Genomic DNA, 17,240 nt, shown 5'->3' with positions numbered 1-17,240 from the left:
ATTGTCTAGGGTTCAAAACAAAATCTTTATATCCTTCCAAACATTCTAACTTTTATTTTATTGAAAATATAAATTTAAACGGAGTCTGGGAAATGATTGATCCTTATTTTTCGTTTTTCAGGCTTTCATCCAGCCGGTAAACAAATGAAAAAATTTCAGCGACGGTTTCATAAAGCGCTTCCGGTATCTGATCGTCGACCGTCAAATGCCGCATTAATTCGACAAGGGTCCTGTCTTCCTGAATCGGGACCCCCGCCTTCTCAGCTTCTTTTATGATATTTTCCGCCACATGCCCCCTGCCTGTTGCGATAACCTTCGGGGCTTGATCTTTCTGCCGGTCGTAATGCAGGGCGACAGCTCTTCTTAACCGAGTCTGCTCTTTCATACTTTCACATCCACTTTTCGTCCGCCGTCTTTTTCCATAAACTCATCCACAAGAGCGCTCTGGTCTTTCGGACGCCGTTTTTTTGCCGTGATGCCTGACAGGCTGAAGCCCGTTTCTTTTACGGCTTCTTTCAAAGCCGGCACGAGAGGGTCGATGGCCGCCTGAAGTTCAAAATCGGTCTCAACTGTAATGGTCATTACATTTTGCTGAATCATACAGTCCACGACGGTTTCTTGCAGCGTTTCAAGATGCAGTAAAAACAGGAGCCTGCAATGTGACGGATCGAGTTTTCCGTCCGGCTTCTTCCGTCCTTTAAAAAGAACTGTAATATCATTCTCATATGCGGACGCTCCCAATGGAAATGACAGCACCATCTGCGTAAAAGAAGGGTTATGCTGCTCAATAAACAGTTGGCCGTTTAATTTATGAATAAGCGGTTCTGCCTCTTGTTTAACGGCTTGGGGTGCTTCTTGAAGCGTCCGGACAGCCTGGAGGGCCGTTTTCAGCGCTTGTTTCTCCGGCTGCGGAGACATTCCCTTTTCAAGCGCTGTAATGAATGATAATTCATCACGGGTGCCCAGCCCTTTTTTGATTCTCTGCAAAAGGCTTAATACATCATGTTTTTCCGTATATTTCAGTTCGGTAAGCTGGACAGCTTTTTCGAAAACAGCCGTCTCCTGTTCTGTCAGTTGTGCTTTTTGAAGAACAGGTGCTGTTTTGGATGTTTTTTCTTGCGAAATAAAAGCCTTGATGATGTCCGCCGTTTCTTTTACGGGGCGGTTTTCATTCTTTTCGGCTGATGCCATTAATTTTTCGATAATCTGTTTTGCCTCTTTTTCAGGCAGTTCCGTATCCGTCCTGGCATTCGGAAGAGAAGGCTGGCTCGGGGCTGTCTTTCCGTTTTCACGAGTCACTCGGACAAATGGTGATTGTTTTAATTCTGTCCCTTCTCCTTCTTCTGTCAGCCCGGTTTCTGAAATCGGCATGCGCGCGGCCGAAGCAAGCTTCTTCAAGAGACGTTCTGCATGAAGATCTGTTTCCGCGTCTAACACGTCAGAAACCGCCTCTTTAAGCACAGACAGCTCTTTTGCCGATTGCGGAGCCTGATTGATTGCCTGAAGCAGTCCTGATAGAAGGCGGCGGGTCGGAAACGGGTATTTGACGGCATGAATGGCTGACAAGACTTCCGGATGCGCGGGCAGTTCCCGTTTAAGTGCAAATACAATAGTTTCTGCCGCTTTTTTCAATTCGGCTGCCGGGAGCGATTCAGCCCAGCGGATACAGGCTTTGAGGCTGTTTTCCGTCATCGGCAGTTTCTGATGCATAAACGTTTCGGCAATATGCTGAGACACCGGTCCCGGTTTGACGGAAAGGGCGTTCAGCAGTCTTCCCGCCGCTTCTTGAACGGTTTTCGGGCTTCCTTCGAATTGGTCAACGACATGAAGCCGGCCCGTTTTTTCAGCCGGCTGCTTTTCATAAGAAAACCAGTAATACGCCTGCGGCCGGAGGGCAGTTTCAAGCTTTCCCTGCATCGTCCGGCCGCCGATTTGGATAAGGGCGCTTTGATCATCCAACAAGCGGAGAACCTTCCCTAACAGCAGCCTTTGGGTACCGCTGTCTTTGCTGCCGTCTTGCCTTTCCGGAGAGGTTTCTGTTATCAGCTGTCTGAAAGCCGCTTGGATTTCGCCGCTTATGTTCATGTCTTACGCCTCTTTTCTAACAATAAGATTGAACGGGAGCGAACGTTTTTCGGTGAATATTTGTCGGTCCGTATGCCTGAAGAGCTTCAAGATGTTCTTTCGTTCCGTAGCCTTTATTTTTTTCAAAGCCGTACATGGGATAGGTTTTGGCGTATTCAGCCATGAGACGATCCCGCGTTACTTTTGCTATGCAGGCTCCGGCGGCAATTGATACGCTTTTGGCATCCCCTTTTATGACAGATGACTGCGGAATGTCAAGCGGAAGCGTCATGGCATCTGCAAGCAGATAATCTGGTGTTTCCGCTAAAGCATTGACCGCTTTTACCATCGCCAGTCTTGCCGCCTCATAAATGTTGATTCGGTCAATAACATCCGCATGGACAATGCCGACTCCTATAGCCGCCGCTTCTTCCGTGATCCGGGTGTAATACTCCTCGAGCTTCTTTTCCGATAATTTCTTCGAGTCCGTGAGACCGAGAATTTCGCACTGTGCCGGCAAAATGACAGCGCCGGCGACAACCGGTCCGGCAAGCGGCCCTCTTCCCGCTTCGTCAACACCAGCAATCAGGCGGAAGCCCTTTTTGTATGACAGTCTTTCGTATGCCGTCATGTTCAGCCACTGCTCTTTAAGAGCTTTTTCCTTCGCATGCTTTTTCAGCCATTGCTCTAAAAGCGTCTGTACGCTTTTTCTCGGATCTTTTTCACATTGGGCAAGGAAAGGGTCGCTTTCGTCCCTGACCTCTTGCAGGCGTTCTTTTACGCTTTTTACGGTTAATGTATTCACGTTCTCTTCTCCCTTACATTATGTATATCGGTATTCTGCGGAAAAAATAAAGACCCGCATCGCTGCGCGTCTTTATTCTGATGGTGTTTCAAACGAAAGCCTGCCGAATTTTTCCGTCCGGATGTCCCGAATGATGACTTCTGTGGTTTTATCATAGTCAACCAGCCCGCCGCCCATCAAACAGCCGCGTTTTTCACCGATCGCGTCAAATAGGGCGGCAATGTCTTCAGGGATTTCCTGAAGTCCGTAGCGCTCCTTTAAGCGGTCAGGATAATGCTCTTCCAGAAAGCGCAGTCCGAAGACGGCCACATCCTGCAGGTTGATAATAGTATCTTTAATCGCCCCGGTGATCGCCAGGCGCAAGCCAACAAGCTCATCTTCAAATTTAGGCCATAAAATTCCCGGTGTATCGAGCAGCTCTAATTCCTTGCCTACCTTTACCCACTGCTGTGAAGTGGTAATGCCGGGCCTGTCTCCCGTCTTGGCAATGTTTTTTTTGGCCAGCCGGTTGATGAGCGTAGATTTCCCTACGTTCGGAATACCGATGATTAATGCGCGGATGGCTCTTGGCCTTATGCCTTTTGCTTTCATTTTATCGAACTTATCTTTCAGAAGCTCTTTCGAGGACGGGACGATTTGATGCAGTCCCTGCCCGTTAACGGAGTTTATTGAAAGAGAGGGAATGCCCTGTTCCTGAAAATGGTCCTTCCACTGGGCAGTCACAGCCGCATCCGCCTTATCGGCTTTGTTTAAAAGCATAATGCGCGGCTTATCTTTTAAAATCTCCTCAATCATCGGATTTCTCGATGACATCGGTATTCTTGCATCCACCAATTCGTATACGATATCAATTAATTTCAGTTTCTCTGTTACTTCCCGTCTCGCTTTAGCCATATGGCCCGGGAACCATTGAATGGTCATGTGACTTAGACACCTGCCTTATTTGCCGGAACCGTATGTTCCGGTGATCTCTTATGTATTTTACGTTGCTTGTTCTGCTTTTACAAATTTCATATAAAAAAAGAGCCTGTTACGGGTAACAAGCTCTTTTCGTTCGTTATCATTATCGTCTGATTTCTTTAATACGAGCCGCTTTTCCGCGAAGTTCACGCAGGTAGTAAAGCTTAGCGCGACGTACTTTACCGTAACGTACAACTTCGATTTTCGCGATTTTTGGTGTGTGTACAGGGAATGTACGTTCAACGCCAACACCGTAAGAAATCTTACGAACTGTGAACGTTTCGCTGATTCCACCACCACGACGCTTGATCACAACACCTTCAAAGATCTGGATACGCTCACGGTTACCCTCAACAACTTTTACGTGTACACGTAAAGTGTCACCAGGACGGAACGCAGGAAGATCAGTGCGAAGCTGTTCTTTTGTGATATCTTGAATTAGTTTTTGCATCGTTTTCAACTCCTTCCAACAGATGCTCTTAGCCACAACTGCAAGGCACAGCGGAACATCGTTTTCAAGCTTTTGAAGGATAAGCCCTCTTAAGCCACAAGTAGTATCTTATCATATCTTCACTGCCCGCGCAATAGAATCTATTCGTTTTCCCACTCGGAAATCCATTTTCTTTGCTCATCAGTAAGAGGATAGTTTTCAAGAAGATCCGGACGTCTTAAAAAGGTTCTTCTGATTGATTCTTTATTGCGCCATTCGTTTATTTTGGCATGGTTTCCGGACAGAAGGGTCTCAGGCACTTTTAAGCCTTTATAATCTGCCGGCCTTGTATAATGCGGATGCTCTAAAAGCCCCGTGCTGAAGGAATCCTCCATGTGAGATGCTTCTTTTCCCAGGACGCCCGGCAAAAGCCTGACAACGCTGTCGGCAATCATCATCGCGGGGAGCTCTCCCCCGGTCAGCACAAAATCCCCGATGGAGATTTCATCAGTGACAAGGTGTTCCCGGATCCGTTCATCATACCCTTCGTAATGTCCGCAGATAAACATCAAATGTTCCTCTTCCGCCAGCTCCTCGGCTTTCTTCTGAGTAAAACGTTCACCCTGCGGGCAGACGAGAATAATGCGCGGTTTGGCGTCCGTATCGGCTGTCAGCTTTTCAACGGCATCAAATACGGGCTGCGGCTTTAACACCATCCCGGCTCCCCCGCCGTACGGGTAATCATCAACCGTTTGGTGTTTATTATCCGAAAAAGCGCGGAAATTGATGACGTCAAAACGAACCGCCTCTTTTTCCTGTGCTTTTTGCAGGATGGATGAGCCGAGCACCCCTTGAAACATTTCGGGAAACAGTGTTAAAAAGTCGATTTTCATTCGTCTATTAACCCTTCCATTACATGAATCATAATTTTCTTCTCATTTATATTAATATCCTTTACCACAGAAGCAATATACGGAATGAGCGCATCTTTTTTTCCTTTTCTCGCAACTACCCATACGTCATTAGCTCCGGGCGTCAAGATTTCCTTTACTGTGCCGATCAGTTCCCCGTCCTCTGATACAACTTCGCAGCCGATGATTTCATGAAAATAAAATTCGTCTTCTTCAAGCTCTCCCAAGTCTTCTTCAGGGACTTTGATGATCATGTTTCTTAGGTGCTCGACTTCATTGAGGCTCGGCATTTCTTTGAATTGCAGCAGATGAAACTGTTTGTGAAGCCTGTGGGTGTTGACCGTTACTTTAACAGGCTCCGCGGCTCCTTCCGCAAACAAATAGAGCGTATTGCCGGGCTTGTACCGTTCTTCGGCAAAGTCCGTTTTAGAAATAACCCGCACTTCGCCTTTAATGCCGTGGGTATTTACAATTTTGCCTACATTAAACCATCTGTTTGTCATATTATCACCTCGGGCGAATTTCAATCACTACCCCGTCTTTTATGACGATGGTATTTGCCGCTGTTTTTTCATGCCAGTTATCACCGACGTCAATTGAAAGCAGCGCATCGATCTCCTTTTCCTTCACTTCGCTTCCGAGCGGGAGCGAGTGTGTCTGGCTTATTTGGAAATCGATCATTTTGATTTTGTCTTGTCTCTTTTCAATGGCTTTTTTAAAAGATTCCGCCACATCGGGATTCTGCTGATCTTTTTCATGTTTTCTAAGCTGAAAATAGAGCTGGCTGCATTCTCGTTCAAGCGTTTGCTTTTTTTCTGCAAAAGAGGCCAAAAGCTTTTCTTTACTTTGCTCGGTCAGAACCTGCATAACGGTTACCCTGTGAATAATCTGCATAGCACCAGACTCCCCACTCTTCCAACATATTTCTGTTCATTTGCTTTTTTTACGTGTAAAAAAAGGGGAGGTGCCGGCCCTCTCCCTTTCAGTCAAATATTTCAAATTGAACTTTCTTAGAAGACTGTGCGCCAGCTGCAAAAACGACGGTTCGAATCGCTCTTGCAGTCCGGCCTTGCTTTCCGATAATTTTACCGGTATCTGACTTATTGACAGATAAGCGCAGCGCAATCTTTTGATCGGTCTCTTCTTTTGTGACCGTTATGTCTTCCGGATGGTCGACAAGCGGAGCCACAATGCTGACAATCAAATCTTCCAAGTTCTGATCAGTCATTACTTGCCTTGTTTAGCGTTGTGGAATTTTTCCATAATTCCTTGGCTTGAGAACAAGTTGCGGACTGTATCAGAAGGTTTAGCTCCTGTTTGCAGCCATTTAAGAGCAAGCTCTTCGTTGATTTTCACTTCAGCCGGCTTTGCAACCGGGTTGTATGTGCCGACTGTTTCGATGAAACGGCCGTCACGCGGTGAACGAGAATCTGCTACAACAATACGATAGAAAGGAGATTTTTTTGCTCCCATACGTTTTAAACGAATTTTTACTGCCATTTTACTAGCACCTCCGAAAATATTTCAACAAGATAGTATATTAACAATGATAAAAGTGTTTGTAAAGTGTTTTTTCTTAACAACGGTTTTATCATGTATAACCGATTACATAAAAGGTAATTTAAAGCCTTTTTTCTTCCCTTTTGACATGTTTGTCATCTGCTTCATCATTTTTTTCATTTCCTCGAACTGCTTTAAAAGACGGTTGACTTCCTGAACGGATGTTCCGCTTCCTTTAGCGATCCGCTTCCGCCGGCTGGCGTTGATGATATCCGGCTGTTCTTTTTCAAGAACAGTCATTGATTTGATGATCGCTTCCACATGATTCAGCTGTTTTTCATCCACTTGGATGTTTTTTAAGCCTTTCATTTTGCCTGCGCCGGGCATCATTTGCAGCAGTTCGTCAAGAGGCCCCATGTTTCGGACCTGACCGAGCTGCTCCAGAAAATCATCCAATGTGAAGCTCATCGTTCTCATTTTCTGCTCAAGCTCTTTGGCTTTGTCTTCATCAACAGTCGCCTGAGCTTTTTCAATCAAGGTTAACACGTCACCCATTCCGAGAATCCGGGATGCCATCCGCTCAGGATGGAACGCTTCTAAAGCGTCGAGTTTTTCTCCCATTCCGGCGAATTTAATCGGCGTTTCAGTGACTGCGCGGATAGAAAGCGCCGCACCTCCGCGGGTATCCCCGTCAAGCTTTGTTAAAACAACACCCGTTAAACCGAGCTGGTCATTAAAGCTTTTGGCGACGTTTACCGCATCCTGACCGGTCATCGAGTCGACGACAAGGAAAATTTCCTCAGGATTTGCGACTTCTTTTACGCCGGAGAGCTCATCCATCAGTTCGTGATCGATGTGCAGCCGTCCGGCGGTATCTAAAATCACGTAATCATGATGCTCTTCCTTCGCTTTTTCAATCGCCTGTCTGGCGATTTCCACCGGGCTGACCTGATCGCCAAGAGAAAAGACCGGCATATCAAGCTGTTTCCCCAGTGTTTCCAGCTGCTTAATCGCAGCGGGGCGGTAAATATCCGCAGCCACGAGCAGCGGTTTGCGGTTATGTTTTTTGCGCAGCAGGTTGGCAAGCTTCCCCGTGGTTGTCGTTTTACCGGCACCTTGGAGCCCGACCATCATAATAACGGTCGGCGGGCGTTTGGCGACGGCAATTTTGCTTTCTTCGCCGCCCATCAGCTCGGTAAGCTCTTCTTTTACGACTTTAATAACCTGCTGGCCGGGTGTCAGACTCTTCATGACGTCCTGTCCGACAGCCCGTTCACTTACTTTTTTCACAAAATCCTTTACGACTTTAAAGTTAACGTCAGCCTCAAGAAGCGCAAGACGAACTTCACGCATCATCTCTTTTACGTCTTGTTCGCTGACTTTTCCTTTTCCGCGGATTTTTGAAATCGTCTTTTGCAGTCGGTCGGCTAATCCTTCAAATGCCATTGTTTGCCGCCTCCTAATCTAATTTCTCAAGCGCTTCAATCAGAGCCGTCATTTTTTCTTCTTCCTGCAAGCCGGAAGCAAGCTCTTTCAGCTTTGTAAACATTTCTTTACGCTCCTGAAACTTTTTAAAAAGGAGCAGTTTTTCTTCATATTGTTCAAGCATCGCTTCTGTCCGTTTGATGTTATCATAAACGGCTTGCCTTGAAACGTCATACTCTTCGGCTATTTCACCAAGGGAGAAATCGTCCAGATAATAAAGCGACATATAGCTCTTTTGTTTTGACGTCAGCAACGACTGATAGAAGTCAAACAAATAGTTCATTCTCGTCGTTTTTTCGAGCGACATTTGAGCTCTCCCCTTTGTTAAGTCAAATCCCTTTACAAAAACATAGTTTACATGGTTTCAGAGCGTCTGTCAAGTTTTTATCTTGTCAATGAATGCAGGTATTCGCCCTGTCAGTTTGCTGGTGTTTTCCGCCGCTTTTATAAGCGAACAGCCGGAGCGCTTTTTTGCGCCCGGCTGAAACAGACTGTCTATTCTTCCGCTTTTTCAACTAAATCCGAAAAGAGACCGTATACGTAAGATTCTGCATCAAACCGCTGCAGATCGTCAACCTTTTCTCCGAGGCCGACCAGTTTCACGGGAATATGAAGCTCATTGCGGATCGCCAAAACAATTCCGCCTTTTGCGGTGCCGTCAAGCTTCGTTAACGCGATACCCGTCACATTCGTCGCTTTGGAGAATTCTTTCGCCTGCGCCATCGCGTTCTGGCCAGTCGTCGCGTCGAGCGCGAGCAGAACCTCATGCGGAGCCTCAGGCACTTCGCGTTCGATGACGCGTTTGACCTTTTCAAGCTCTTTCATTAAGTTTACTTTATTCTGAAGGCGGCCGGCCGTATCACAAATCAGCACATCCGCGCCTCTTGCTTTAGCCGCGTGTACGGCATCGTAAATAACCGCCGCAGGGTCGCTTCCGGCAGCCTGCTTAATGACAGGCACGCCTGTACGCTCTCCCCACACTTCAAGCTGTTCAATCGCTCCGGCTCTGAAGGTGTCTCCGGCAGCAAGCACAACGGATTTACCTTCATTCTTCAGCTTATGGGCAAGTTTTCCGATCGTTGTCGTTTTTCCGACGCCGTTTACGCCGACAAGCAGAATAACGTTTAAGCGCCCGTCCTGAATATTCAATTCAGAAATCTCTTCGTTGCCGCTGTTATAAATTTCGACGAGTTTTTCAGAAATGACGGACTGCACTTCCTGAGGGTCCTGGATGTTTTTCAGCTTCACTTCTTTTTTGAGCTCGTCAATCAGCTCCATGACCGTTGTAAAACCGACGTCAGCGCCAATCAGGACTTCCTCAAGCTCTTCGAAGAAATCTTCGTCGACTTTTCGGTAGCGGGAGACGAGTTCGTTCACTCTATTTGAGAAGGAATTTCTTGTTTTTTCAAGGCCATCTTTAAATTTTTCAGAGACGGAGTCTGTCTGTTTCGTGATTTTCTCTTTTAATTTTTTAAAAAAGCTCATCTTTCAACCTCTTTCCTCGTTACTGAACGAATTCTTTTGTTTCTTCCAGTTTGACCGACACCATTCGGGAAACGCCGGATTCCTGCATTGTAACACCGTAAAGGACATCCGCTTCCTCCATGGTGCCTTTTCTGTGGGTGATGACGATAAACTGGCTGTCGCCGCTGTATTTTTTTAAGTATTGCGCAAACCTGAATACATTGGCTTCATCAAGCGCAGCTTCCACTTCATCAAGCACGCAGAACGGCACTGGCCTTACTTTCAAAATGGAGAATAAAAGGGCAATGGCCGTCAGCGCCCGTTCTCCCCCTGACAAAAGATTTAAGTTTTGCAGTTTTTTGCCCGGAGGCTGCGCGATAATGTCCACGCCGGAGTTGAGAAGGTCATTCGGTTCGGTCAGCTTCAATTCAGCTCGTCCTCCTCCGAACAGGGAACGGAACACGTCGTTGAATTGCGAACGGATCTGTATAAACGTTTCATGGAATCGCTTCGACATTTCAGAATCCATTTCTTCAATGACTTGAAACAGTGTATTTTTCGCTTCCGTCAGATCATTTTTCTGCTCTGTTAAAAACTGATACCGTTCGTTCACTCTTTCAAATTCATCGATGCTGCCGAGATTGACCGCGCCAAGCTCTTCAATTGAAAGTTTGATCAGTTTGACCCGTTTTCTCGCCTCTTCAGGCTCGATTTCGAGCTGATATTTTTCTTTTGCCCCTTCAAAAGATAAGCTGTACTCCTCGCGTAAATATTGCAGCAGATTATCAAGCTCAACTTCCATCCGGCCGAGTTTTACCTCTTCATCTTTCAGAATTTCTGTTTTTTGCTTGTACAGCCGCTTCATCTCTTTCAGCTCAAGCTCATTCGTATCAAGAGCCCGCTGGAGCTTTACGCGCTGGTCGCGCCGGCTGGCAATCAATTCGATCGTTCTCGTTTTATCGTGAAGCTTGTGTTGAGCCGCTTCTTCAAGCTGCTCCTCGCCGCTTGTGCTGGACGTCATCTCTGAGGTCAGCAGGCTTAAATCTTCCCGTGTTTCTTTCAGAGCGAGCTGCGTTTCTTCAAGCTCTTTTCTCAGCCTCTTGAGATTGTCTTCTTCACTCGAGCACGCCTGTTCTTTTTTCGCTGCGGCAATTTTACATTCTGTCAGTTCATGAGAGAGCGTTTCTTTTGTTGAGGATAGGGTCTGCTTTTGTTTTGTCAGCCTGTCCATCTCTTCCTCAAGTTCTTTCAGCTGGCCTGATGCCTCACTCAGCTGTTCTTCCAGCGCTGATTTACGCGTCTCTTTGTCCCGGCTGCTTTCCGTTAGTGATGCTTTCTCCTGATCGTAAAGCTCCAGGTGGGTATTGATGTTCTTTTCAGCGACTTCGAGTTCATACAGCCTGCCTTTTACATCCTGCTGCTTTGTTCTGAAAGCTTCACCGTCTTCCCGGAGACTGCTCAGCGTATGTTCAAGCTCTTGAATAGCCTGTTTCAGTGTTTTGACCTCTTTTTCAAGCAGAGCTGTTTTTTCTTCCATTTCAGCAAGCCGCGCAGTTACCGTCTCAAGCTCCCGGCTTCTGCCGAGCAGAGAATTGTTTTTCTTTTTGACTGCGCCGCCCGTCATTGATCCGCCCGGATTAACGACATCGCCCTCAAGCGTCACGATGCGGTAGCGGTGACCGAGAAGCTTGGCCAGTTCATTCGCGCCTTTTAAATCTTCAGTGATCAGCACGGTGCCGAGAAGGTTTTGAATGACATTTCGATATGCCGCATCATACGTGACAAGCCCGCTCGCTGTGCCGAGAAAAGAAGGATGCTTCGAAGCCGTCTGTTCATCACGGGTTTGGAGCTGGCGCGGCTTCATGACCGTAAGCGGCAGGAACGTCGCGCGGCCGAAGGAATTCTGTTTTAAATATTGAATCGCTTTCCGCGCCGCCTGCTCATCGTCTGTGACAACGTGCTGCGCCGCTGCGCCGAGTGCAATTTCGATCGCCGTTTCATATTTTTGTTCGGTGGAAATCAGTTCGAGAACGGCGCCGCGGATGCCGCCAAGCTGCTCTTTCTGTTTCAGCACTTCTTTTACACCTTGGTAAAACCCTGAAAAATCGCCCTGCATCGTTTCAAGCATATCTTTTTTGGATCTGGCCTGCTGTACAAATTGATACGCTTGATACAGCGCTGATTCTTTCTTTTCATACTGGCGTTTTTTCTGTTCATATGCGGTCTGGACTTCGCGGTAGCGGCCGACCTGATTGTGAATGTCCGCTTCAACGGCGGCCAATTCTTCTTCGCACGCCGCTTTGCGGACGGAAATATCATTTCGTTCCTGAAGATATTTTTCATTGTTTGCGGTCAGTCTCGCCTGCTGAACGGCAGATTGGGACATCTGGTCATCTAAAAGCTGCAGCTCGTTGCGGATCGACGCCTGGCTGTTTAACAATTCAAAGTAATCGCTTTTTAATTGTTCGATTTTCTCTTCTACGTTTTCATTATGCAGACTGAGAGCCTGCTGCTTTTCTTTCACCTGAGCATCTAACCGTTTCACTTCCGCACGCAGCTTATCAAAGACGGCAGACTGTTTTTCGATGTCCGCTTTCAGTTCGGCTTCTTTGTTCGTGTAATGTGTAACGGATTCCTCAAGCTGTTCCCGGTTTTGCGCGGCGTTTTTTTTGCGCTCTTTGAGCACTTCTTTCCGGCCTTCCAGCTTTTCAAGCTCTTCACTGGTCACGAGCAGAACCTGCTGCAGCTCGTTGACGGATTCATCAAGCGCGTGAATTTTATCTCTCGTCTCTTCTATCATCGCTTCTTTAGCAGATATCGCCGATGATTCCGCCAATTCTTCTTCTTTTGCCGCCTGCACCTTTTCTTTTAAACCCGACCATCTGCCATGCAGTTCTTCGATATCAAAAGCGGTAAGGGCGATTTCGACATGCTCAAGCTCTTTCTTTTTTTCTAAGTAGTCTTTGGCGATTGATGCCTGGATTTTAAGCGGTTCGACCTGATCTTCAAGCTCGTGGAGAATATCTTCCACCCTGTTTAAGTTATCCTGCGTCTCAAACAGCTTGTTTTCCGCTTTTTTCTTTCTTGTTTTATATTTCAGCACGCCGGCCGCTTCTTCAAAAATACTGCGGCGGTCTTCCGCTTTGCTGCTGAGAATCTCTTCGACTTTCCCCTGGCTGATAATGGAAAACGCTTCTTTTCCGAGCCCGGAGTCCATGAATAAGTCAATGATGTCTTTCAGGCGGCACTGCTGATTGTTGATGAGAAATTCACTTTCTCCGGAACGGTATACCCGTCTCGTCACGCTGACTTCGTGATAATCGATCGGGAGAAAATGATCTTCATTATCAAGTGTTAAAGTGACTTCGGCAAGATTCAGCCGCTTGCGTGAGTCACTTCCTGCAAAAATGATATCTTCCATTTTTCCGCCCCGAAGCGAGCGGGCTGATTGTTCGCCGAGCACCCAGCGGATGGCTTCGGTGATGTTGCTTTTTCCGCTGCCGTTTGGCCCGACAACGGCCGTGACGCCTTTTACAAAGTCAACGGATATCCGTTCTGCAAATGATTTAAATCCTATAACGTCTAAACGTTTGAGGAACATCCCAGATCCTCCTTATCGTATAAGTATCTCAATATTATCATAATCAACCGCTTATATCAGGCGCATACATATTGAAATCCCCCTAGGGGTACAGGGGGATTTTATTGTTTCGTATGGTGTTTTTGCAATTTTGCAAGAGCTTCCTGTGCCGCATGCTGCTCGGCTTCTTTTTTGGAACGTCCGTTCCCGATACCGAGCGCCTCACCTTTAAGAGAGACAAGCGCCTCGAATTCCCGGTTGTGGGCGGGCCCTTTTTCATTGAGAATTTTGTACTCAAGCGATCCTTTCCCGTCCCGCTGTACAAATTCTTGAAGCTGGCTTTTGAAATCCATCACATGAGAAAAAGCACCATCGTTTATTTTAGGGAACACGTACACTTTCAGGAATTGCTGAACCGGCTCAAGGCCCTGATCCAGATACAGTGCGCCGATAAACGCTTCAAACACATCCGCTAAAAGCGCAGGACGCTTTCTGCCGCCCGTCATTTCTTCTCCTTTACCCAAGAGAACAAGATCGCCGAATGACAATTCGTGGGCAAGGGAGACGAGTGACGGCTCGCATACGATAGCGGCTCTCAGCTTCGTCAAATCTCCTTCACTCATGGCCGGATATTTGGCAAATAAGAATTGGGAGATCGTCAGTTCCAAAACAGCGTCACCTAAAAATTCAAGCCTTTCATTGTCTTCATACGGCTTTTTCCGATGCTCATTCACATAAGATGAATGTGTAAATGCTTGATACAAAAGTTTCTCGTTTTGAAAATGAACCGAAATCCGTTCTTGGAACTCTTTAAACTGCTCTATTTTTTTATAGAACTTTTTTTTATCTTTAAAATGTGAGTGTTTTGACATAGTAACCTCCATAGGCACATCAGGTTCACCGCGCTCCCCGCCGTAAACGGAATCGGCAGCGCGTACAGCGTCAGACGCCGGTAACCGCACGATTAAAGGGCTAAAGCCCCGCTGTCAGGCGGGACTTTTAGCATCAGCTTATTGCTGGTTTTGTATGTAGTTCACAGCGTCGCCGACTGTTGCAATCTTTTCAGCATCTTCGTCAGAAATCTCCATATCAAACTCGTCTTCAAGTTCCATAACAAGCTCAACTACATCTAGGGAATCAGCACCTAAGTCTTCCTTGAAAGAAGCTTCAAGTTTGACGTCAGCTTCATCAACGCCAAGGCGGTCTACGATGATTTTCGTTACACGCTCTAATGTATCTGCCATAGCAATTCACCTCCCCTCAAGTATTATAGTGGATTCGTTTTTAAAAAACTAGAGAAACTAGGATGAAATTTTAAAAACAAATCTTTACATCACCATTCCGCCGTCAATATGAAGGGTTTGGCCCGTCATATAACGCGATCCTTCAGAAGCAAGGAACGTGACAACGCTGCTGATATCGGAAGGTTCCCCGAAACGCGCGAGCGGAATCTGCTTCAGCATTTCATCTTGGACTTCTTTAGAAAGCTTGTCCGTCATATCCGTGGAAATAAAGCCCGGAGCAATCGCATTGACCGTAATATTGCGGCTTGCAAGCTCTTTGGCTGATGATTTTGTCAAGCCGATCACACCGGCTTTGGCCGCCACATAGTTCGCCTGACCGGGGTTTCCGCTGACGCCGACGATTGATGATACGTTGATAATCCGGCCGGAGCGCTGTTTCATCATCTGTCTTGTCACGGCTTTCGTGCAGTTGAAAACACCTTTCAGGTTAATGTTGATGACGTCATCCCATTCATTTTCTTTCATTCTCATGAGAAGATTGTCTTTTGTAATCCCCGCATTGTTGACGAGAATGTCGATTGAAGAAAATTCAGCGACAGCCTCTTTCATCATGTTTTGTACTTCTTCGGAATTTGATACATCAGCTTTTACCGCGATCGCGTTTCGGCCCATAGATTTGATCTCATCTACGACTTCGTTCGCTTTCGCTTCATTTCCGGAATAGTTGACTACTACGTTGCAGCCGTTTTTCGCAAGATCAAGCGCGATCGCCCGCCCGATTCCGCGGGACGCTCCTGTTACCACTGCTGTTTTTTCATTAAGCATCCTGATTCTCCTCCTTCAGCGTTTGAATCGCCAGTTCAATGGTTTCTTGGTCAGAAACCGCGATTGTTTTAAGGCGGCGGTTCACTTTTTTCACAAGGCCTGAAAGCACTTTGCCGGGCCCAATTTCAACAAACGTCGTGACGCCTTCGTCAATCAGTTTGTTAATCGTTTCTTCAAAGCGTACAGGTGAATACAGCTGTTCGATCAGTTTCTTTTTGATATCGTCTTTGTCTGTCATGACGTCAGCCGAAACGTTTGAAATAACGGGAACAGCCGCATTCTTTACATCACAGGCACTGAGCACGTCTTCAAGTTTTTGCGCCGCGGGCTTCATTAATTCAGAATGGAACGGTCCGCTTACTTCTAATGGGATCGCCCGTTTTGCGCCGTTGTTCTTCGCTTCTTCTGAAGCCAGCTCCACGCCTTTTGCCGTTCCGGAAATCACGATCTGGCCGGGACAGTTCAGGTTTGCAAGCTGTACGAGATGGCCGTTTTCTGTCACTTGATCCGTCACCTTTTTCAAGGACTCCGCATCCATCCCCAGAATAGCGGCCATTGCGCCTTCTCCCGCAGGCACGGCTTCATTCATGAATTCTCCCCGTTTTCTTACCGTGTAAACGGCATCTTTAAATGTCATCGCTCCCGCCGCAACAAGCGCCGAATATTCTCCGAGACTGTGTCCGGCTGTGAAATCCGGTGTGATGCCGGATTCTTTAAACTTTTCCAATACGGCAATGCTTGTTGTCAACAGCGCAGGCTGCGCATTGTATGTAAGGGTTAATTCCTCAGCGTCACCTTCAAAAATGAGCGAGCTCAGCTTTGTTTCAAGCGTTTCATCCGCTTCATCAAAAATACGTTTTGACGCTTCTTCACGTTCGTACAGGTCTTTTCCCATACCGATATATTGTGATCCCTGTCCGGGAAATAAAAATGCAATCTTACTCATGATGCGGTAACCTCCAGACTACTCATCTGTTTTTTCTTCTTTTACTTCTTCTTCTATAAATGCGGCCACGTTTTGGCTCACCATTTCTCTCGCCTGGCGCACCGCGTGGTAAACAGCGCGTGCGTCAGAAGAGCCGTGCGCTTTAATCACAGGCGCTTTCAGTCCGAAAAGACTCGCTCCGCCGTACTCAGAATAGTCCATTTTCAGTTTCATTTCCATCAGCTTCGGCTTTAGCACTCCCGCTGCCAGCTTAGAAACAAAGCTTGACGTCAGTGTATCTTTCAGCATTTTGAAAATCGATAACGCTGAACCTTCCAATGTTTTCAGAGTGACGTTGCCCGTAAAGCCGTCTGTGACTATGACGTCAGCAGCGCCTTCCAGCAAGTCTCTCGCCTCAACGTTTCCGACAAAATTCACGTTTGTTTCTTTTAATAATTCAAACGTCTTTTTTGTCAGGTCGTTTCCTTTCTTTTCTTCTGTGCCGACATTTAACAAGCCGACGCGGGGCGAGCTGATTCCGAGAACCTGCCGTGCATATACAGATCCCATAATTCCGTACTGGACAAGGTGTTCCGGTTTGGCATCGACATTGGCTCCCACGTCCAAAAGAAGGAAACCGTCCCCTGATACGGTCGGAAGCGTCGGCGCAAGAGCCGGCCGGTCGATTCCTTTAATTCTGCCGACGATAAACAGTCCCGCTGTCATGAGAGCGCCCGTATTCCCCGCTGAGATGCAGGCGTCCGCTCTGTTTTCAGCCACTTCCTGCGCCATCAGCACCATAGAAGAGTTTTTCTTTCTGCGTACGGCGCGGACCGGTTCATCCGTCGGTTCAATCACTTCATCGGCGTGCAATACGGTGATGCGGTCTGATGTTGTTGGCAAGTGTGATTCTATCGTTGTCTTGTCACCGACCAGCGTAATATGAATATCGTCAAAAGCCTCAATACTCTTCATTACTCCGTCAATAACAGCTTTGGGTGCGTTGTCTCCTCCCATTGCATCTACAGCTATTCTCATGCATGCTCC

At 46.9% G+C, this 17,240-nt stretch carries 19 protein-coding genes; all 19 read right to left on the bottom strand.

Going from position 1 to position 17,240, the window contains the following annotated elements; translation table 11 throughout:
• Positions 1–103: 103 nt before the first annotated feature.
• The gene (locus tag MHH91_RS08535; protein WP_013352243.1) at positions 104–385 is read right to left on the bottom strand and encodes a FlhB-like flagellar biosynthesis protein; all 282 of its coding nucleotides are present in this window, start codon (positions 383–385) and stop codon (positions 104–106) included.
• Positions 382–2,085, bottom strand: coding sequence for a hypothetical protein (locus MHH91_RS08530; protein ID WP_014470403.1), 1,704 nt, complete (start codon positions 2,083–2,085; stop codon positions 382–384). Before MHH91_RS08530 ends, MHH91_RS08535 begins: the two co-directional genes overlap by 4 nt.
• 16 nt (positions 2,086–2,101) lie before the next feature.
• Positions 2,102–2,869 carry a ribonuclease HII gene (locus tag MHH91_RS08525; RefSeq protein WP_013352241.1) on the bottom strand — a complete coding sequence of 256 codons (768 nt, stop codon included), beginning with the start codon at positions 2,867–2,869 and terminating at the stop codon, positions 2,102–2,104.
• Positions 2,870–2,941: 72 nt separating this feature from the next.
• Entirely contained in the window at positions 2,942–3,790 is an 849-nt protein-coding gene (ylqF, locus tag MHH91_RS08520) for a ribosome biogenesis GTPase YlqF (RefSeq protein WP_013352240.1), read from the bottom strand.
• A 142-nt stretch (positions 3,791–3,932) separates the two neighbouring features.
• On the bottom strand, positions 3,933–4,280 hold the full coding sequence (rplS, locus tag MHH91_RS08515; RefSeq protein ID WP_003154288.1) for a 50S ribosomal protein L19: 348 nt from the start codon (positions 4,278–4,280) through the stop codon (positions 3,933–3,935).
• Positions 4,281–4,420: 140 nt separating this feature from the next.
• Positions 4,421–5,152: a tRNA (guanosine(37)-N1)-methyltransferase TrmD gene (gene trmD / locus MHH91_RS08510; RefSeq protein ID WP_013352239.1), complete on the bottom strand. Its 732-nt coding sequence runs from the start codon at positions 5,150–5,152 to the stop codon at positions 4,421–4,423.
• The gene (gene rimM / locus MHH91_RS08505) at positions 5,149–5,673 is read right to left on the bottom strand and encodes a ribosome maturation factor RimM (protein WP_013352238.1); all 525 of its coding nucleotides are present in this window, start codon (positions 5,671–5,673) and stop codon (positions 5,149–5,151) included. The genes trmD and rimM overlap by 4 nt, the downstream gene beginning before the upstream one ends.
• Before the next feature lie 4 nt (positions 5,674–5,677).
• Positions 5,678–6,064, bottom strand: a complete 387-nt coding sequence (locus tag MHH91_RS08500) for a YlqD family protein (RefSeq protein ID WP_013352237.1) — start codon at positions 6,062–6,064, stop codon at positions 5,678–5,680.
• 88 nt (positions 6,065–6,152) lie between these two features.
• Entirely contained in the window at positions 6,153–6,398 is a 246-nt protein-coding gene (locus MHH91_RS08495; protein ID WP_007611392.1) for a KH domain-containing protein, read from the bottom strand.
• Positions 6,398–6,670, bottom strand: a complete 273-nt coding sequence (gene rpsP, locus MHH91_RS08490) for a 30S ribosomal protein S16 (RefSeq protein ID WP_003154296.1) — start codon at positions 6,668–6,670, stop codon at positions 6,398–6,400. Before rpsP ends, MHH91_RS08495 begins: the two co-directional genes overlap by 1 nt.
• 105 nt (positions 6,671–6,775) lie before the next feature.
• A complete protein-coding gene (gene ffh / locus MHH91_RS08485) occupies positions 6,776–8,116 on the bottom strand; it encodes a signal recognition particle protein (protein ID WP_013352236.1) in 1,341 nt (446 codons plus the stop codon).
• A gap of 13 nt (positions 8,117–8,129) precedes the next feature.
• Complete coding sequence (locus MHH91_RS08480; protein ID WP_003154299.1) at positions 8,130–8,462, bottom strand: putative DNA-binding protein; 333 nt, start codon at positions 8,460–8,462, stop codon at positions 8,130–8,132.
• A 188-nt stretch (positions 8,463–8,650) separates the two neighbouring features.
• Complete coding sequence (gene ftsY / locus MHH91_RS08475) at positions 8,651–9,640, bottom strand: signal recognition particle-docking protein FtsY (protein ID WP_013352235.1); 990 nt, start codon at positions 9,638–9,640, stop codon at positions 8,651–8,653.
• A gap of 19 nt (positions 9,641–9,659) precedes the next feature.
• The gene (gene smc / locus MHH91_RS08470) at positions 9,660–13,220 is read right to left on the bottom strand and encodes a chromosome segregation protein SMC (RefSeq protein ID WP_014470405.1); all 3,561 of its coding nucleotides are present in this window, start codon (positions 13,218–13,220) and stop codon (positions 9,660–9,662) included.
• Between the two features lie 101 nt (positions 13,221–13,321).
• Positions 13,322–14,071: a ribonuclease III gene (rncS, locus tag MHH91_RS08465; protein WP_013352233.1), complete on the bottom strand. Its 750-nt coding sequence runs from the start codon at positions 14,069–14,071 to the stop codon at positions 13,322–13,324.
• Between the two features lie 138 nt (positions 14,072–14,209).
• The gene (gene acpP, locus MHH91_RS08460; RefSeq protein WP_003154310.1) at positions 14,210–14,443 is read right to left on the bottom strand and encodes an acyl carrier protein; all 234 of its coding nucleotides are present in this window, start codon (positions 14,441–14,443) and stop codon (positions 14,210–14,212) included.
• A gap of 84 nt (positions 14,444–14,527) precedes the next feature.
• Positions 14,528–15,268, bottom strand: a complete 741-nt coding sequence (gene fabG, locus MHH91_RS08455) for a 3-oxoacyl-[acyl-carrier-protein] reductase (protein ID WP_013352232.1) — start codon at positions 15,266–15,268, stop codon at positions 14,528–14,530.
• Positions 15,261–16,214, bottom strand: coding sequence for an ACP S-malonyltransferase (gene fabD, locus MHH91_RS08450; RefSeq protein ID WP_013352231.1), 954 nt, complete (start codon positions 16,212–16,214; stop codon positions 15,261–15,263). Before fabD ends, fabG begins: the two co-directional genes overlap by 8 nt.
• An 18-nt stretch (positions 16,215–16,232) precedes the next feature.
• Positions 16,233–17,231, bottom strand: a complete 999-nt coding sequence (gene plsX, locus MHH91_RS08445; RefSeq protein WP_013352230.1) for a phosphate acyltransferase PlsX — start codon at positions 17,229–17,231, stop codon at positions 16,233–16,235.
• Positions 17,232–17,240: the final 9 nt, after the last annotated feature.

Source organism: Bacillus sp. FSL K6-2819, from assembly GCF_038008305.1.
GTDB lineage: Bacteria > Bacillota > Bacilli > Bacillales > Bacillaceae > Bacillus > Bacillus amyloliquefaciens.
This window is presented reverse-complemented; position numbering and strand designations above follow the sequence as displayed.

Excerpts from the sequence above, each read along its gene's own strand:
- MHH91_RS08535 (WP_013352243.1), bottom strand. The coding sequence starts at position 385 with ATGAAAGAGCAGACTCGGTTAAGAAGAGCTGTCGCCCTGCATTACGAC.
- MHH91_RS08530 (WP_014470403.1), bottom strand. The coding sequence starts at position 2,085 with ATGAACATAAGCGGCGAAATCCAAGCGGCTTTCAGACAGCTGATAACA.
- ylqF (WP_013352240.1), bottom strand. The coding sequence starts at position 3,790 with ATGACCATTCAATGGTTCCCGGGCCATATGGCTAAAGCGAGACGGGAA.
- rplS (WP_003154288.1), bottom strand. The coding sequence starts at position 4,280 with ATGCAAAAACTAATTCAAGATATCACAAAAGAACAGCTTCGCACTGAT.
- trmD (WP_013352239.1), bottom strand. The coding sequence starts at position 5,152 with ATGAAAATCGACTTTTTAACACTGTTTCCCGAAATGTTTCAAGGGGTG.
- rimM (WP_013352238.1), bottom strand. The coding sequence starts at position 5,673 with ATGACAAACAGATGGTTTAATGTAGGCAAAATTGTAAATACCCACGGC.
- MHH91_RS08500 (WP_013352237.1), bottom strand. The coding sequence starts at position 6,064 with ATGCAGATTATTCACAGGGTAACCGTTATGCAGGTTCTGACCGAGCAA.
- MHH91_RS08495 (WP_007611392.1), bottom strand. The coding sequence starts at position 6,398 with ATGACTGATCAGAACTTGGAAGATTTGATTGTCAGCATTGTGGCTCCG.
- rpsP (WP_003154296.1), bottom strand. The coding sequence starts at position 6,670 with ATGGCAGTAAAAATTCGTTTAAAACGTATGGGAGCAAAAAAATCTCCT.
- ffh (WP_013352236.1), bottom strand. The coding sequence starts at position 8,116 with ATGGCATTTGAAGGATTAGCCGACCGACTGCAAAAGACGATTTCAAAA.
- MHH91_RS08480 (WP_003154299.1), bottom strand. The coding sequence starts at position 8,462 with ATGTCGCTCGAAAAAACGACGAGAATGAACTATTTGTTTGACTTCTAT.
- ftsY (WP_013352235.1), bottom strand. The coding sequence starts at position 9,640 with ATGAGCTTTTTTAAAAAATTAAAAGAGAAAATCACGAAACAGACAGAC.
- smc (WP_014470405.1), bottom strand. The coding sequence starts at position 13,220 with ATGTTCCTCAAACGTTTAGACGTTATAGGATTTAAATCATTTGCAGAA.
- rncS (WP_013352233.1), bottom strand. The coding sequence starts at position 14,071 with ATGTCAAAACACTCACATTTTAAAGATAAAAAAAAGTTCTATAAAAAA.
- acpP (WP_003154310.1), bottom strand. The coding sequence starts at position 14,443 with ATGGCAGATACATTAGAGCGTGTAACGAAAATCATCGTAGACCGCCTT.
- fabG (WP_013352232.1), bottom strand. The coding sequence starts at position 15,268 with ATGCTTAATGAAAAAACAGCAGTGGTAACAGGAGCGTCCCGCGGAATC.
- fabD (WP_013352231.1), bottom strand. The coding sequence starts at position 16,214 with ATGAGTAAGATTGCATTTTTATTTCCCGGACAGGGATCACAATATATC.
- plsX (WP_013352230.1), bottom strand. The coding sequence starts at position 17,231 with ATGAGAATAGCTGTAGATGCAATGGGAGGAGACAACGCACCCAAAGCT.